Below are 15,939 nucleotides of genomic sequence, written 5' to 3'. Positions count from 1 at the left end.
AATTCCGACTCATGAAACCGATCGCTCCCGGCACCGTTATTTTCCATCGCTTTCGCGGCTACGGCGTAATCACCTCGGTTAACCTGCTGACCGGCTGGATAGCTGCGCGTTTCGGCAGTGAGAAGCGGACGCTGGATTTGAATCTGTCTTCCGACGAAGTGCAGCATGCGGATGGCGAACCCATCCTGTTCCGTCGCGCACCGCCAGACCGCATGCCGCATGCGCGCCTGATGGCGCTGGTGCGCGAATTGCATCGCGCCGGCTATCAGCGGCTGTATCTGTACAGCTGGCCCAAACCGTCCGGCTTGCACTGGCGCTGGCATCTGTTTTGCGGACGCCGCAGCTGGATGGAAAGGCCCCGGCGCGAAGGCTGGTACGGGTCTGGCGCCGATTACAATTTCAATCCTATCCTGGGCTGGGGCGACCAGCCCGGCGCTTCGATACCGGAACTGGCGAGCGCGCTGGCGCAGTTCGATCCGCACGGCCTGGCGCAAGCCTTGGGAAACGATGAAGACCATAGCATCTGGTTTGCCAAGGTGTGCGATGCCTTGCTGCCGGATTATGCCTTCAGCCTGGGCTGGAGCGAGGGCGCCATGCCGCACAACTTGCCGGTGATCCCCTTGCGCAACAACGTGCCTGAATATAGCGGCCCGCCATTGCCGTGGCCGCCGGGCTGGAACAACATGTGGCATGACACAACGCTAGCCGCGCCGGCAGCCCGGCTCAACAAATTGATTCTGCCCAGCGGCGCCGGCGACGACTGATTGCCTTCTCCGCGTGGGCATTACATGCCCACCCTACGGCAGCAACGCGTCCGGATTCAGGACATTCTTCGGCGTGCCGTTGGCGAATTCCAAAACGTTCTGGAATGCGGCGCGGAAGTACAGCTCGTAGCTATCTTTTTCGACATAGCCCAGATGCGGAGAAGCCAACACATTCTCCATCCGCAGCAGCGGCGAGTCCGGCGGCAACGGCTCGGTTTCGTACACATCCAGCGCGGCATAACCGGGCCGGCCTTGTTGCAAGGCCGGCAGCAGCGCACCGTCGGCAACCAGCTCGGCGCGGCTGGTGTTGACGAAAATGGCGCTGGCTTTCATCAAAGCCAGATCGGCCGCCTCGACGATGCCGCGGGTAGCGTCATTCAAGCGCAGATGCAGCGTCAAAACATCGGCTTCAGCAAAGAACTGTTGTTTCGACTCGGCAGCATGATAGCCATCCTTTAACGCCGCGGCACGGCTCGCGTCGCGGCCCCAGACCAGCACGCGCATGCCGAACGCCTTGCCGTACCCCGCAATCATGCGGCCGATTTTTCCATAGCTCCAGATCGCCAGCGTCCGCCCCTTGAGCACGGTACCCAGCACATTGTTGTGCGGCGTCGCCGAGACCGATTGCCATTGCCCCTGCTGCAGATTGCTGACATAACGCGGAATACGGCGGCTGGCCGCCATGATCAGGGCCCAGGTCAGCTCGGCAGGTGCGGTCGGATCGCCGACGCCTTCGACGATGGCGATGCCGCATTCCGTGGCTGCCTCGACATCGATATGGCCGCTGACTTTTCCGGTCTGCGATATCAATTTCAGCTTGGGCAATTTTTGCAGCAAGGCTTTGGAAAAACTGCTGCGCTCGCGTATCAGTACCAGCGCGTCGAAAGCGGCCAGGCGGATTGCCAATTGACCTGCGCCGCGCGCAGAATTGTTGAACACTTTGACCTCGTGGCCCTCCAACATCTTGAAACAGTCGAGACTGCGGACACAGTCTTGATAATCATCCAGTACGGCAATTTTCATAGGGGTCTTTTGATATTTAAATTGCATAAAAACAAAGAAAACCGGCTGTCACGTAATAAAGCAACAGCATCCGGAAAACGAGAAATACCTTACTACAATAGTTGGGCATTTTCACTACAAATCGGGTGTACAATCGGCCCACTTTTTCCAGGATGACGGCTACTTCCCGGATAAAGCGGACAACATCGCTCAATGGTGTGCGGCCTGCATCACAGCAAGGCCTGCAGTAAAACCAGCGCGATGTTTATCGACCGGCAAATGATAACGCTAACCAGTCAGATAGCCAGCGACAAGCGCACCCGAATTCAGCCAGCCGACATGGCAAGCCAGCCGACCACAGGCAGCTGGCAAGAAAAAGATTTCTTTATTGGTATTGGAGGTAGTTTTTCATGAATCAACCACGCATGGGCGGCATCGCCGCAGTCAATGCTCCGGCATATGTCAAACAGCAAAAGCTGATCAGCTGGGTAGCCGAAGTTGCGGCCCTGACCAAGCCTGATCAAATCTATTGGTGCGACGGTTCGCAGGCGGAATACGATCGCCTGTGCAGCGACATGGTGGCCGCCGGCACCATGAAGAAACTGAACCAGGAAAAACGTCCCAACAGCTATCTGGCATGCTCCGATCCGTCGGACGTGGCACGGGTCGAAGACCGCACCTTCATTTGTTCAGCCAAGAAGGAAGACGCCGGCCCGACCAACAACTGGACCGACCCGGCCGAAATGCGCCATACCCTGCACGGCCTGTTCGACGGCTGCATGCGAGGCCGCACCATGTACGTCGTGCCGTTTTCGATGGGCCCGCTGGGTTCGCCGATTGCCCACATCGGCGTGGAACTGTCCGACTCCCCTTACGTCGCCGTCAACATGCGCATCATGACGCGCATGGGCAAGGCTGTATGCGACGTGCTCGGCAGCGATGGCGAGTTCGTGCCCTGCGTACACAGCGTCGGCGCGCCGCTGGCGGCCGGCCAGAAGGACGTCGCCTGGCCATGCAACCCGACCAAGTACATCGTCCACTATCCGGAAACCCGCGAAATCTGGTCTTACGGTTCCGGCTACGGCGGTAATGCATTGCTCGGCAAGAAATGCTTCGCCTTGCGCATCGCCTCGACCATGGGCCGCGATCAAGGCTGGCTGGCAGAACACATGCTGATCCTGGGCGTCGAGGCGCCCGCGGTAAATGGCAAACCTGGCAAGAAACACTATGTGGCGGCGGCTTTCCCTTCGGCCTGCGGCAAAACCAATTTCGCCATGCTGATTCCGCCAGCCGGTTTTGAAGGCTGGAAAGTCACCACCATCGGCGACGACATCGCCTGGATCAAGCCGGGCGCCGATGGCCGCCTGTATGCGATCAATCCGGAAGCCGGTTATTTCGGCGTTGCCCCTGGCACCAATGACAAGACCAACCGCAACTGCATGGCGTCGATGCGTGACAACACCATCTTCACCAACGTCGCCCTGACCGACGACGGCGACGTCTGGTGGGAAGGCATGAGCAGCACCGCGCCCGAGCACCTGATCGACTGGCAGGGCAAGGACTGGACGCCTGCCATCGCCAAGGAAACCGGCGCCAAGGCAGCGCATCCGAATTCACGCTTCACCGTTGCGGCGACGCAGAATCCGGTGATCGACGCGGCCTGGGACGATCCGGCCGGCGTGCCGATTTCAGCCTTCATTTTCGGCGGCCGCCGCTCCACCACCGTGCCGCTGGTGACTGAGGCCCGTAACTGGGTTGAAGGCGTGTACATGGCTGCCACCATGGGTTCGGAAACCACCGCTGCGGCGGTCGGCCAGCAAGGCGTCGTGCGCCGCGATCCATTCGCGATGCTGCCGTTCACCGGCTACAACATGAGCGATTATTTCCAGCATTGGCTGACTATGGGCGAGAAGCTGGCAGCGCTAGGTAAGCAAAACAATGTCGAGTTGCCGAAGATTTTCTGCGTCAACTGGTTCCGCACCGGCGCCGACGGCAAATTTGTCTGGCCTGGCTTCGGCGACAACATGCGCGTGTTGAAGTGGATGCTGGACCGGCTCGAAGGCGGCCAGACCGGCGGCGTCGAGCACTTGTTCGGCGTAACGCCGCGCTATGCCGACCTGAGCTGGGAAGGTTTGAATTTCAGCGAAGAGCAATTCGATCGCATCACTGCTATCGATAAAGCTGCCTGGAAAGCGGAAACCGCGCTGCACACAGAGCTGTTCGACAAGCTGAAATATCACTTGCCGCAAGAACTGGCTGAAGTGAAGCTGGCGCTGGAAAAACAGCTGGCCGACTAAAGCCGCAAATAAGGCTGGTAGCTAATCCGGTTACCAGCGTTATCAAGCAACAAATAAAAACGCCCGCAGCGCAAGCTGGCGGGCGTTTTTTATGCGGCTCTGCAGTCAAAAAAACCCCTGCCGACGGTTAGCCGGCAGGGTGAATCCTTCCATCGCAGGAAAGAGGAGACGTCAGAAATTCAATAGTGAAGATGGCTTGTTACAGGCCGTTCAGACCCATCCAGGCCGCAACCCGAGTTGCAGCGGCACGCAGCCATTTCAGCACGGCGAAAGTAGGGAAGCCGTCTTCGTCATAATAGATGTATTGGTGCATAACAACTCCTTGTGGTTAATCGCGACCGGCCAGCAATCGCAGTTCAGCTGCCAGGCTTGGCTGGCTGAGTGCCTGGTCGTTTGCCATGCGGCGCACTAATTGCTGCCCGTTGAACTTGCTGCGGGCAATCCGCTGGTCCAGCGATTTGCGCGGCTTGACCAACATCAATGCGGCGCGCAAGACCCCCATCCAAAGCGGTTTGAAATACACCATCAAAGTCGCCAGCGCTCCCAGGCCCAGCAATGGCCGCACTGCGGCGGCAGCGGCGGCGAGCAGCGCCGATGCGTTGAACAAAGCTGTTTCAGCAGGCAGGGCAAGAGCGAATAAAGACATACGACTACTTTTCAATGATGATGATGTTGCATTGCAGTATATTCACTACTTGGCGAGCTATCCAATTCTGATTTTGGATATCAGTTATGTGTTCAACGAATAATGTTCGGTATCTGTCGAAAAATCCGCAGTGCACATCAATTAGGCAATACCTGTAACATAAAGCCTGACGGGGCGAGATCACATTATTTTGGCTTCGATTAGTTTCTTGCAAGTAATTATTACAGTTATCAGACATAATCTCAGCTGATAGCCGCTTCATGTTGAGTTTATGTTGTTGTGCAATATTTTCACGGCACTTGAAATCTGTCATTGCGCTTTCATATAACAGTTATAAAATCTGTGAATATTGCATCCAAGCCAAAATTTTCAACAGCGTTTTCCGTACAAATCCAGTCCAAAATAATTAACGATAGATCCGACCATGAGCTTTTTAACGCTTGATTTAAATCTGCTGCGTGTCTTCGATGCCGTCATGACCGAGCAAAACCTGACGCGCGCCGCCAGCCGCCTGGCAATGACCCAGCCGGCAGTGTCGAATGCCTTGAAACGATTGCGCGATACGCTCAACGACGAGCTGCTGATCCGCACCGCACACGGGGTCAAGCCGACCCAGCACGCCGAAGAATTGTGGCCGGTGGTAAGACGCGCACTGACCGACCTGGAAACCGCGATCACGCCGGAAACTTTCGATGTCTCGCGCGCCCACACCACCTTCCAGATGGCCATGGCCGACGCCACCGCAGCGCTATGGCTGCCGGGGCTGGTGCGCACTATCGAACGCGACGCACCGCAACTGAATCTGCGCATGGTGCCGCTGACCACCCGCGACCCGCGCCAAATGCTGCTGCGCGGCGATGTCGACCTGGCGGTGGGCTTTTTCCCCGGCGTCGCAGCCCAGCTGGCCGGCGGCCAGACTACCAGCGCTTCGCCGATCCATCATGAACGGCTCTACACCGGCGAATATGTGTGCGTGATGCACAAGAAACACCCGCTGGCGAATCAGGTGCTGACCCTGGACAATTACTGCGCATCGCATCATTTGCTGGTGAGTTTTTCCGGCCGGGCGCATGGCTTGATCGATGAAACCCTGGCGGCGATGGGGCGCGAGCGGCGCATCCTGCTGACCGTCAATCAATTCTTCACGGCCGGCCGCGTGGTCGCCAGTTCCGATCTGCTGACAGTCTTGCCGCGTCACCTGATCGGCGCGACCGGCATGACCGAAGAACTGGTGGCGCGCGAACTGCCGTTCCCGACACCGGCGGTCCATGTCGACATGCTGTGGCACGAGCGCGACTCCCGCAATCCGGCGCACAAATGGCTACGCGCGCACCTGAGTGAAACCGCGCACGAGAAATTCAGCCTGATCGATCCGGAAGACGAGGATTAAGAAACCGTCGCGGCCGTCTCGCGCTGAAACTGCGACAACTGCCGATACTGCTGTTCCAGCTGCTTAGGAAGCGCCGCATAGATCGGCCACAAGCGGCGGTACAGCGCAACGTTCTCGGGAATCGGCAGGTGCCGGTGCGTCGCGCCGACCATGCCGCCGATTGCATCGAGCGCATCGATTTTCCCGAGTGCGTACAAACCCAGCACGGCAGCGCCGAGACAGGACGATTCGACGCTTTCCGGCACCACCACTTCGCGCTCGAAAATATCCGCCATCATTTGCCGCCACAAGGCCGAACGGGCGAAGCCGCCAGTTGCCATCATATGCGTGGTCGGTCCGATCAGCTCTTCGACGGCCGGCAAAATACTGTACAGGCTGAAAATCACGCCTTCCAGCGCGGCCCGGATCATATGCGGTTTGCCGTGGTGCATCGCCAGGCCGAAATACGATCCACGCGCATCGGCATTCCACAGCGGCGCGCGCTCGCCGGCCAGATAGGGATGGAACAGCAATCCTTCGGCGCCGGCAGGCACGGCCTCGGCAATCTTGGTCAACGCTTCATACGGATCGAGTCCCGCTTGCCTGGCGGCGGCGGACTCGGCGGTGGCCAGCTCATCGCGCACCCAGCGGAAGATGCTGCCGCCATTGTTGGTAGGGCCGCCGACTACCCAATGTTTGGCGGTCAGCGCATAACAAAAAGTACGGCCGGAGGGATCGGTCATCGGCTTGTCGATCACCGTCCGCATCGCCCCCGAAGTGCCGATGGTGACGGCAACCTGGCCCGGGGCGATGGCGTTGACGCCGAGATTGGATAGCACGCCATCGTTGGCGCCGATCACAAACGGCGTGGCCGGCGACAATCCCAGTTGCTGCGCCATGGCCGGCGCCAGGCCGTTCAGGCAATGGGTAGTCGGCACCAGCCGCGAAAGCTGTTGCGGGCTGATGCCGAGCATCGCCAACGCGCCCTGATCCCAATCCAGCTGCTGCAAATTGAACATGCCGGTGGCGGAGGCGATCGAGTGATCGACCAGCCATTCGCCAAACAGGCGAAACAACACATATTCCTTTACGCCGACAAACCTTGCGGTGCGTCCGAACAGCTGCGGCTGATCGTGCCGCAGCCACATGATTTTGCAGAGCGGCGACATCGGATGAATCGGCGTGCCGGTACGCAAATAGATCGCATGGCCGTCCAGCTCGTCGCGAATCCGGTTGGACCATTCACCCGCGCGGTTGTCGGCCCAGGTGATACTGTTGCTCAATAACGCGCCGTCCTGATCCACCGCAATCACGCTATGCATGGCGGCGCTGAAGGACACCAGGGCAATCTGATCGGCAGCTGCTTTGCTGTTGCTGACTGCGTTCTGGATCGCGCTAAGCACCGCCGCGTAAATCTGCAGCGGATCTTGCTCAGCCATGCCCGGCGTGGTGCACAACAAGGGATATTCCACCGCGTGCTGCGCCACGACCTGTCCCTGGGTGGTGAACAGCACCGCCTTGGTGCTGGTGGTGCCGATATCTACGCCGAGCATATATTCTGGCTGGTGATGCATGAACTTCCTTGTGACGAATTGTATAGATGGAGCAAGTGGCCGAAATGAGCGGAGCGGACGGCTATACCGGATTTGGCTAGCTGCCAAGTGCATTGCCACATTGTAGTGCTTGTTAGCGGCTGCGTAATGATAGCGGATAGCGATAAAGGGCTGCAATGAATCACCCAATGCCGGTGCAGACATAAGGCCTCCCGGGAAGGCCGGATGCACTAATGCGACGCGCTAGTATCATTACCCTAAGGAAATCATATCAATGTGCCACAGCTTGCGTGTAACATTGGCTGCGCTAGCCAAATGAACAAGATTCCGTTGCCGCGTACACATATCTGCGGCTTGACCGGATAATACGTACAACAAACAGCAGCCAGTTAAAGACAAAGTACACCGTACAACGAGACCATGAGAATGCCATTGCAACCATGAGCAGCCCGGAACTCAAGCAACAACGCCATAGCCGCGCCAGCGGCAGGGTAACTATCGTCGACGTCGCCCGGCTAGCCCGTGTCAGCCCAATGACGGTATCGCGCGCACTGAAAACACCAGCGCTGGTGCAGCTGGAAGCGCGCGAACGGATTGCGGCGGCGATCAAACAACTCGGCTATGTGCCGAATCAGGCTGCCAGCACGCTGGCCTCGGCCAAATCGCAGGTGATCGGCGTGATTGTGCCGTCGCTCAGCAACTCGGTATTCGTGGAAACCCTGACCGGAATCCGCGACAGCCTGAATCAGCACGGCTACAAATTCCTGATCGGTGAAAGCAGCTACTCGCCGGACAAGGAAAGCCAGCTGATCAGCACGTACCTGGCGCACGCGCCGGACGGCTTTTTGCTGAGCGGCATAGAACAGCAGGATGAGCTGCGCGACCAGCTGGCGGCGCACAATGTGCCTGCGGTGCGCATGTTCGACCTGAATCCCGACTGCAGCGATGTCACGGTCGGTTTTTCGCATGAAGATGCGGGCTACAGCATCGCCCGCCATTTGATCGAGCGCGGCTACCGCCAACCCGGCTTCCTCGGCGCCCAGCTCGATCCGCGCATGATGAAACGCCGGCACGGCTTTCGCAAGGCGCTGTCCGAAGCCGGCATAGCGGCTGACATCGAAGTGCTGACGCCGGCGCCGTCGACGGTGGAGCTCGGCACCAGGATGCTGGGCCAGATGTTGCAGCAAACACCCTCCTGCGATGCGGTATTCTGCTGCAACGACGATCTGGCGCTTGGCGTCTTGTTTGAGTGCCAGCGGCGCGGCCTCTCGGTTCCCGGCCAGATGGCGATTGCCGGCTTCAACGATTTGCCGTGGTCGGCCTACGCCAATCCCGGTATCACCACGATCGTCACGCCGCGTTACGACATCGGTTTTACCGCCGCCCAGCTGCTGATTAAAATCCTCAGGCGCGAGGCGCTGGAAACAACCTGCGTCGATCTCGGTTTCCGGTTGGCGATACGGAGCAGTACCTGAATTGACGCCAGGCTCGCAAGCCCGAGATTAAAGCTTGGGCTTTTCAGCCCAAGCTATCGAAGTACCGGTTAATGCAAATCCGGCAAAGCCTTGGTATGCTCAATCTGCACCGCCCGCAACTCCCTCGGATCGAGCGCCAGCAAGGAGAGAATTGTCGGCGCAATCTGCGTAGTCTCGACATGATCGTCATTTGATTGGTGTGCGATACCGGCGCCCCATACCACGATAGGCACATGTCTATCCTGCCGTGCATTGCCGCCGTGTTCGGCAATCTTGGACAGCTTGCCGCCGGCCCAGACGACTCCTTGTTGGGCGATACCGACTACATCGGGAACGCGCTCATCGCCGCGCTTGGTACCGAACAAATCTTCGGCCTCTTCACCCGCATAGATTTTGGTGACGCCGGCTTGCGTGAATGGCTTGGAGACGGCGCTACCCAAAGCATCCGAGCCGATGCCGGTTCCCGAATAAGCAAGCAGAAATTTCTTCGCAAAGCGCGTTGCTTTGGTCGAGCGGTCGGTGAGCCACATCAGAATGCCGTCGTCGTCGATTGCATGGGCCACCAGATGGGTCTGGGCGGGATCCTTGCAGCTTGCACTATTGTTTTCCCATGCGCAGTTCAATGCGTCAATCATGTCGCCATCGTTGATTATCGTCAGTGCCGTGCGGTTTTGTGGCGACTGGCCATGCTTTGCGGAGAGAATCACCACCGTGTTTTTGAGATCAAGCGCGCCGACCATGGTCTTGAGTTGCTCATCCACAAAAGTCAATGCGCTTTGCAATACCGGTCCTGGCACCGCGCCATTCAAGGTGTAGCCGCCCAAGCCGTTGGTCATGATGGTGTTGGGGTCTTTCGGATCTGTGTAGTAGCCTGATTTGTTGAGTTTCTGCGCGGTGGAGACAGACTGGAAGTTCATGCCGAAAATAGCTGGCGTGCCCAATGCGTTATTGCCGGCATGATCGAAACCCTTGATCCAGTTCACGACAGCCTTTACTTTGAAGGCATCATATTTTTGCGTGTTAACGTTGTCTTTAGTCCAGTCGGCGCCGGCACCCGCAGGTGCCGATGGATCGGTAACCGAACTGTTGATTTCAGGTGCGAACAAGTCGTCGATTCCCTTGCCGGATGGGCCGTTGAGAATTTCATACGCTGCGTGCTTGTCCGACCACGCTGTACGTAAATGATGCTGCTGCGCCACCTCAAAAATCGTATTCACTTGAAGATACTGGTGTGGATACACAGGCGAACATGTTTTTGGATCTACCGGCAATGTTTTGGGATCTATCAAATCTTGTGCATGGCCGGTCAACTGAGAAATTTTTGTAAGGTCGGTATATAAGCCGGGAATCTGTTGGCCGCTGTCCAGGCGGTTCATGTCCTTTGCGTCAACTTCCGCATAGTAAACTTCCGCTCCCGGTTGCGCTCCTGCACAGCCGGTCGTTCCCGCAGGCAGCAGCCCTCGGCTGTAGGCGTCATCGTAATAAATGCCCGTGGTTTTTGGATTGCCGCCAGTGACTTGGCCGACCATGCCTGGAAATGAATCAGAAGGAAAAGGAGTTCTGGCGTTGGTGTAGTTGACGCCTTCACGCACCATGCGCGCGATGGTGGAGTGCGGATACGCGCTAACGAACCAGTCAAGATCGGCCTGGTGCATGCCATCGACTGAAATAAGCAGTACATGTTTGGCTGGTTTAGCCGGCTGTTTCCCAGCGTCCGTCTCTTCGGCATGACTAAACGTCGTTGCACAGGCGAGCAAAGATAGCAGTGCCGCCAAGGTGAGTTTTTTCGGGGTTCGCATGGTTCTTTTCCTATAGTGAAATAGTGAGAAAGACGGGAATTGAGAAAGCAGATATCCAGCATAAGGTTCATATATGACCGGATAATTACGTGCGGCCATATTTTTGAACGGAGGTCAGGAATGCAGCTCGGGGTGACCCCCAGTCTCTTTGCAAGGAGAGGGAATTGATAATTGATGCGTGATTTGGATTTTTTCTGAAGCGCTAGGCGCTGGCGACAACGCCGATTGCATTTGTCGAAATGCCAGCTACTGCTTTTGTAGAAACACTATGTGTTGGTACGGAGGAGATTGTTAAGCGGGAATTGCTTCGCGTGTTGTTCAGGAGCGAGCACGGGCGTCATGCTCAGGAAAATGACGCACGGCCCGATGACGAATTGCCCGCATGCGTTTCGGTTTGCGGGGTTGGCGCCGGCTCATCCATGGCGCTACATCCTTGCAGAGCGGCGAAAAATGCCGCGGCTGATATCAGTCGATTCATGGTCATTTTCTTTAATCGCAGTTCAGTGGATTTTCCGCAATATGTCAGCGTATCGGCAATTTGGTGGTGTGCTTGACCTCTTCCATCACCGCATAAGTGTGCGTCTCGCGCACACCCTTGAGCTGCAACAGCGATTTGCCGAGAAACTCGCGGTAGGCGTTCATGTCCTTGACGCGCGCCTTGACCAGATAATCGAAGCCGCCGGCCACCATGTGGCATTCCAGCACTTCCGGGATGATTTGCACGCTTTGGCTGAATGCTTCGAATACTTCCGGCGTGGTGCGGTCCAGCACCACTTCGATAAACACCAGTAAAGCCACATCCAGCAGCTGCGGATTGAGCTGGGCGGTGTAGTGCAAGATATAGCCGGCCTCCTGCAATTTGCGCACGCGCTCCAGGCAGGCGGCGGGCGACAGGTTGACGCGGGCCGAGAGATCAACATTGCTGATACGACCATCATTTTGCAATTCGGCCAGAATTTTCTTACTAATCTTGTCTAGCATGGCTTGTTTTCTGAAAAATTTTATTCGGTTAAATTTTCTCACCAATAACAAAATTTTGATAGCAGCCATTATTACCAGAATTAATCCATGCCGATGCCGCCTACAATCGAACAACTTAGATTTCTACCGAAACTAAAACAACAATGCCAGCGAGCAAATCTGCGGCTGGGCGGCGATGTTGCAATTCCTGCAATATTAACTGCAGGCGGAGTCAGCATTGTCGCCCGGCAGCGGTTTGCTTACGGCTTGTGGGAGCAACCACAAGTTGACACCATAATATCCTTACCGAGACCGAGACAATCGCCATGCCGCCGCTACCGCCGTCATCCCTGCCATCCAGCAACACTCCTTCCGCCACCATGTCCAGCACTGCATTCACCGCTTTTCACCACGAAGTCATGACCGATCCGACGCCATTGCGCGCCGCCATCACCGCTGCTTACCGGCGCGATGAAGCGCTGGCCGTGCAATGGCTGCTGACACAGGTGCAGACCAGCGCCGACTCGCATGCCGCCAGCCAGACGCTGGCGCGTAAGCTGGTGCAGGCGGTGCGGGAAAAACGCACGCGCGCCTCCGGCGTCGACGCTTTGATGCATGAATTCTCGCTGTCTTCGGAAGAAGGCGTGGCGCTGATGTGCCTGGCGGAGGCGCTGTTGCGGATTCCGGATCACCAGACTGCCGATCGCCTGATCGCCGACAAGATCAGCAAAGGCGACTGGCGCAGCCATCTGGGCGAATCGCCGTCGATGTTCGTCAATGCCGCCACCTGGGGCTTGCTGATTACCGGCAAGCTGGTCGCCACCAATAGCGAGCGTGGACTGGGCTCGGCGCTGACTAAATTGATAGGCCGCGGCGGCGAACCGCTGATCCGCAAGGGCGTCGACGTCGCCATGCGCATGCTGGGCAATCAATTCGTGACCGGCCAGACCATCGCTGAAGCACTCGACAACAGCCGCGACAATGAAAAACGCGGCTACCGTTATTCCTACGATATGCTGGGCGAAGCGGCGTTGACGGAAGAAGATGCGGCAGCCTATTACCGCTCGTATGAAGATGCGATCCATGCCATCGGCAAGGCTTCGGCCGGGCGCGGCATCAAGCAGGGGCCGGGGATCTCGGTCAAATTGTCGGCGCTGCATCCGCGTTATTCGCGCGCGCAACGGCAGCGTACGATGGAAGAATTGCTGCCGCGTTTAAAACAGCTGCTGCTGCTGGCTAAACAGTACGACATCGGCCTCAATATCGACGCCGAAGAAGCCGATCGCCTGGAATTGTCGCTGGATTTGATGGAAGCACTGGCGTTCGATCCTGATCTGGCCGGTTTCGACGGCATAGGTTTTGTGGTGCAGGGCTATCAAAAGCGTTGTCCTTTCGTGATCGATTACCTGATCGACCTGGCGCATCGCAGCGGCCGTAAATTCATGGTGCGGCTGGTCAAGGGCGCGTATTGGGATTCTGAAATCAAACGCGCCCAAGTCGACGGCTTGTCCGGCTTCCCGGTATATACCCGCAAGGTGTACACCGATGTTTCGTACCTGACCTGCGCGCAGAAATTGCTGGCGGCGACCGCTGTCATTTATCCGCAATTCGCTACGCATAATGCGCATACGCTGGCCACCATCTACAGCTGGGCGCAGGAAAAAAATATCACCGATTATGAGTTCCAGTGCCTGCACGGCATGGGCGAAACCTTGTACGACCAGGTGGTCGGCAAGGACATGCTGGACAAGCCTTGCCGGATCTACGCACCGGTCGGTTCGCACCAGACTTTGCTGGCTTACCTGGTGCGGCGCTTGCTCGAAAACGGCGCCAATTCTTCTTTCGTGAACCAGATCGTCGATGAGAATGTGTCGATTGATTCGCTGATTGCCGATCCGCTGCAAACCGCCTGGGAACTAGAGGGAGAGCCGCATCCGCAGATTGCATTGCCGGCGGCCATGTACGGCGCGGAGCGCAAGAATTCGGCGGGCCTGGACTTGAGCAACGAAGAAGTATTGCGCCAGATCGATAGCGCTTTCGGCGTTTTCGGCAAGCAGCAATGGCATGTCGCGCCGCTGCTGGCCGAGCCGCAAATCTTTAGCCAGGCTGCGCGTCCGGTATTGAATCCGGCCGACCAGCGCGACGTGGTCGGCAGCGTGATCGAAGCCAGCGTGGCCGATGTGGACAAGGCCTTGCATGCCGCCAGCATCTACGCCATGGATTGGCAAACCCTGCCGCCGGCGGAACGGGCCGACAAACTGGATCGCGCCGCAGTTCTGTTCGAAGAGAACCAGCTGGAATTGATCGCCCTGGCGATCCGCGAAGCAGGAAAATCGCTGCCTAACGCTATCGCCGAAGTACGCGAAGCGGTCGACTTCCTGCGCTACTACTCGGCACAGGTGCGGCATGCGCAGAATGCGCTGGCGCTGGGGCCGGTAGTGTGTATCAGCCCGTGGAATTTCCCGCTGGCGATTTTCATCGGCGAAGTCAGCGCTGCGCTGGCGGCCGGGAACGTGGTGTTGGCCAAGCCGGCCGAACAGACGCCGCTGATCGCCGCGCGCGCAGTGCAGCTGATGCATGGGGCCGGCGTGCCGCATGCAGCCTTGCAATTCTTGCCAGGCCAGGGCGATACCGTTGGCGCCACATTGACCGCCGACGCACGCGTCAAGGGCGTGATTTTTACCGGCTCGACCGAAGTCGCGCAAATCATCAATCGCACCTTGGCCAAACGTTCGCTGGCGGAATCGATCGACTTGCCGCTGATCGCCGAAACCGGCGGCCAGAATGCCTTGATCGTCGACTCCAGCGCATTGCCGGAGCAGGTGGTGCAGGACGTCCTGAGTTCGGCTTTCGACAGCGCCGGCCAGCGCTGTTCCGCCTTGCGCGTGCTGTGCCTGCAAAACGATATCGCCGACCGCACCCTGCACATGCTGAAGGGCGCCATGCAGGAACTGCGGATTGGCAATCCCGATCGTCTGAGTACGGACATCGGGCCGGTGATCGACGCCGAAGCGCAGGGGCAGTTGCTGGCGCATATCGAGAAGATGCGCGCCACAGCGAAAGATTTCTATCAGTTGCCGCTGCCAGCCGAACAAAGCAACGGCACTTTCGTGGCGCCTACGCTGATCGAAATCGGCGCCATGTCCGAGTTGAAACGCGAAGTATTCGGCCCGGTATTGCATGTGCTGCGTTATGCGCGCAACGAGCTGCCGCAATTGATCGATGCCATCAACGGCAGCGGTTACGGCCTGACCCTGGGCATCCATTCGCGTATCGACGAAACCATCGATTTCATCGTCGCTCACGCGCACGTCGGCAATATCTACGTCAACCGCAATATCGTCGGCGCGGTAGTCGGCGTGCAGCCGTTTGGCGGCGAAGGAAAATCCGGCACCGGGCCGAAGGCCGGCGGTCCTTTGTATCTGAAACGCCTGCAACGTAATTCTGCCGTCTCCTTGGGTGCGCACACGATACACGCACCGAACGCCGACGCGGCGAGCGCGACGCCGGTGCTGCAATCCTTGCTGAGCTGGGCCCGGACCCACGGCCATCAACGCATAGCGGCGCTAGGCGAGGAATACATGCATGCCAGCTGGCTCGGTACTTCGCTGGTGCTGCCGGGTCCGACCGGCGAGCGCAACAGCCTGTCGTTCGCACCGCGCGGCGCGATACTGTGCAGTGCGGATAACGTCGGCGCCATGTTGAATCAACTGGCGGCGGTTTTCGCCACCGGCAATTTACCGGTGGTCGAAACAGCTTCGTCCGCGATGATCCCGGAAGGTTTGCCGCGTACAGTGCGTGCCGCGATCCGGGTAGTCGATCAGCTCGCCGGCGACGACCATGCCACGCGTCTGCAACTGGCTCTGGTCGACGGCGCAGGCACCGCGCGCTTGCGCCCTTTGCTGACTGCGCTCAGTGAACAAAGCGGGGCGCTGGTGCCTTTGCTGGAGACTTCGGAATACGCCTCGATTCCATTGTGGCGTTTGCTGGCCGAACGCGCCGTTTGCGTCAACACTACCGCTGCCGGCGGTAACGCCAGCCTGATGACTTTGCAGGCTTAGGCGAATGGAGGTC

The 15,939-nt window shown here is 58.1% G+C and carries 11 protein-coding genes; 6 read left to right on the top strand and 5 right to left on the bottom strand.

Translation table 11 applies throughout. The features are described 5' to 3' along the window. Positions 1–11: 11 nt before the first annotated feature. Positions 12–764, top strand: a complete 753-nt coding sequence (locus BLV81_RS09695) for an L-asparaginase (protein ID WP_255365084.1) — start codon at positions 12–14, stop codon at positions 762–764. Between the two features lie 33 nt (positions 765–797). Here BLV81_RS09695 and BLV81_RS09690 read toward each other — a convergent pair whose 3' ends face one another. Continuing rightward, the gene (locus BLV81_RS09690; protein WP_092354877.1) at positions 798–1,787 is read right to left on the bottom strand and encodes a D-2-hydroxyacid dehydrogenase family protein; all 990 of its coding nucleotides are present in this window, start codon (positions 1,785–1,787) and stop codon (positions 798–800) included. Positions 1,788–1,979: 192 nt separating this feature from the next. Between BLV81_RS09690 and BLV81_RS09685 the strand changes: the two genes are divergently transcribed. Both BLV81_RS09685 and BLV81_RS09680 read left to right on the top strand, forming a co-directional pair. Then, on the top strand, positions 1,980–2,180 hold the full coding sequence (locus BLV81_RS09685; RefSeq protein WP_092354874.1) for a hypothetical protein: 201 nt from the start codon (positions 1,980–1,982) through the stop codon (positions 2,178–2,180). Next, positions 2,177–4,063, top strand: a complete 1,887-nt coding sequence (locus BLV81_RS09680; RefSeq protein ID WP_092354871.1) for a phosphoenolpyruvate carboxykinase (GTP) — start codon at positions 2,177–2,179, stop codon at positions 4,061–4,063. Before BLV81_RS09685 ends, BLV81_RS09680 begins: the two co-directional genes overlap by 4 nt. Positions 4,064–4,391: 328 nt before the next feature. Here BLV81_RS09680 and BLV81_RS09675 read toward each other — a convergent pair whose 3' ends face one another. Further along, complete coding sequence (locus tag BLV81_RS09675; RefSeq protein ID WP_092354868.1) at positions 4,392–4,709, bottom strand: hypothetical protein; 318 nt, start codon at positions 4,707–4,709, stop codon at positions 4,392–4,394. 424 nt (positions 4,710–5,133) lie between these two features. Between BLV81_RS09675 and BLV81_RS09665 the strand changes: the two genes are divergently transcribed. Continuing rightward, entirely contained in the window at positions 5,134–6,099 is a 966-nt protein-coding gene (locus BLV81_RS09665) for a LysR family transcriptional regulator (RefSeq protein ID WP_092354862.1), read from the top strand. On the opposite strand, the gene gntK is transcribed toward BLV81_RS09665, so the two are convergent. Continuing rightward, positions 6,096–7,652: a gluconokinase gene (gene gntK, locus BLV81_RS09660; protein ID WP_092354859.1), complete on the bottom strand. Its 1,557-nt coding sequence runs from the start codon at positions 7,650–7,652 to the stop codon at positions 6,096–6,098. The two genes, BLV81_RS09665 and gntK, sit on opposite strands and share 4 nt — an antisense overlap. A 419-nt stretch (positions 7,653–8,071) precedes the next feature. Between gntK and BLV81_RS09655 the strand changes: the two genes are divergently transcribed. After that, the gene (locus BLV81_RS09655; RefSeq protein ID WP_092354856.1) at positions 8,072–9,106 is read left to right on the top strand and encodes an HTH-type transcriptional regulator GntR; all 1,035 of its coding nucleotides are present in this window, start codon (positions 8,072–8,074) and stop codon (positions 9,104–9,106) included. A 68-nt stretch (positions 9,107–9,174) separates the two neighbouring features. Here BLV81_RS09655 and BLV81_RS09650 read toward each other — a convergent pair whose 3' ends face one another. Continuing rightward, positions 9,175–10,905 (bottom strand): alkaline phosphatase family protein, encoded by a 1,731-nt coding sequence (locus BLV81_RS09650; RefSeq protein WP_092354853.1) that lies wholly within the window; start codon positions 10,903–10,905, stop codon positions 9,175–9,177. 522 nt (positions 10,906–11,427) lie between these two features. Next, the gene (locus tag BLV81_RS09645; RefSeq protein ID WP_014008389.1) at positions 11,428–11,886 is read right to left on the bottom strand and encodes an Lrp/AsnC ligand binding domain-containing protein; all 459 of its coding nucleotides are present in this window, start codon (positions 11,884–11,886) and stop codon (positions 11,428–11,430) included. Between the two features lie 305 nt (positions 11,887–12,191). Between BLV81_RS09645 and putA the strand changes: the two genes are divergently transcribed. After that, positions 12,192–15,926 carry a trifunctional transcriptional regulator/proline dehydrogenase/L-glutamate gamma-semialdehyde dehydrogenase gene (putA, locus tag BLV81_RS09640; RefSeq protein ID WP_369823849.1) on the top strand — a complete coding sequence of 1,245 codons (3,735 nt, stop codon included), beginning with the start codon at positions 12,192–12,194 and terminating at the stop codon, positions 15,924–15,926. Positions 15,927–15,939 lie beyond the last annotated feature (13 nt).

The sequence above is a fragment of the Collimonas sp. OK242 genome (assembly GCF_900107095.1).
In the GTDB taxonomy this organism is placed as follows: Bacteria; Pseudomonadota; Gammaproteobacteria; order Burkholderiales; family Burkholderiaceae_D; genus Collimonas.
This window is presented reverse-complemented; position numbering and strand designations above follow the sequence as displayed.

Excerpts from the sequence above, each read along its gene's own strand:
- BLV81_RS09695 (WP_255365084.1), top strand. The coding sequence starts at position 12 with ATGAAACCGATCGCTCCCGGCACCGTTATTTTCCATCGCTTTCGCGGC.
- BLV81_RS09690 (WP_092354877.1), bottom strand. The coding sequence starts at position 1,787 with ATGAAAATTGCCGTACTGGATGATTATCAAGACTGTGTCCGCAGTCTC.
- BLV81_RS09685 (WP_092354874.1), top strand. The coding sequence starts at position 1,980 with ATGGTGTGCGGCCTGCATCACAGCAAGGCCTGCAGTAAAACCAGCGCG.
- BLV81_RS09680 (WP_092354871.1), top strand. The coding sequence starts at position 2,177 with ATGAATCAACCACGCATGGGCGGCATCGCCGCAGTCAATGCTCCGGCA.
- BLV81_RS09675 (WP_092354868.1), bottom strand. The coding sequence starts at position 4,709 with ATGTCTTTATTCGCTCTTGCCCTGCCTGCTGAAACAGCTTTGTTCAAC.
- BLV81_RS09665 (WP_092354862.1), top strand. The coding sequence starts at position 5,134 with ATGAGCTTTTTAACGCTTGATTTAAATCTGCTGCGTGTCTTCGATGCC.
- gntK (WP_092354859.1), bottom strand. The coding sequence starts at position 7,652 with ATGCATCACCAGCCAGAATATATGCTCGGCGTAGATATCGGCACCACC.
- BLV81_RS09655 (WP_092354856.1), top strand. The coding sequence starts at position 8,072 with ATGAGCAGCCCGGAACTCAAGCAACAACGCCATAGCCGCGCCAGCGGC.
- BLV81_RS09650 (WP_092354853.1), bottom strand. The coding sequence starts at position 10,905 with ATGCGAACCCCGAAAAAACTCACCTTGGCGGCACTGCTATCTTTGCTC.
- BLV81_RS09645 (WP_014008389.1), bottom strand. The coding sequence starts at position 11,886 with ATGCTAGACAAGATTAGTAAGAAAATTCTGGCCGAATTGCAAAATGAT.
- putA (WP_369823849.1), top strand. The coding sequence starts at position 12,192 with ATGCCGCCGCTACCGCCGTCATCCCTGCCATCCAGCAACACTCCTTCC.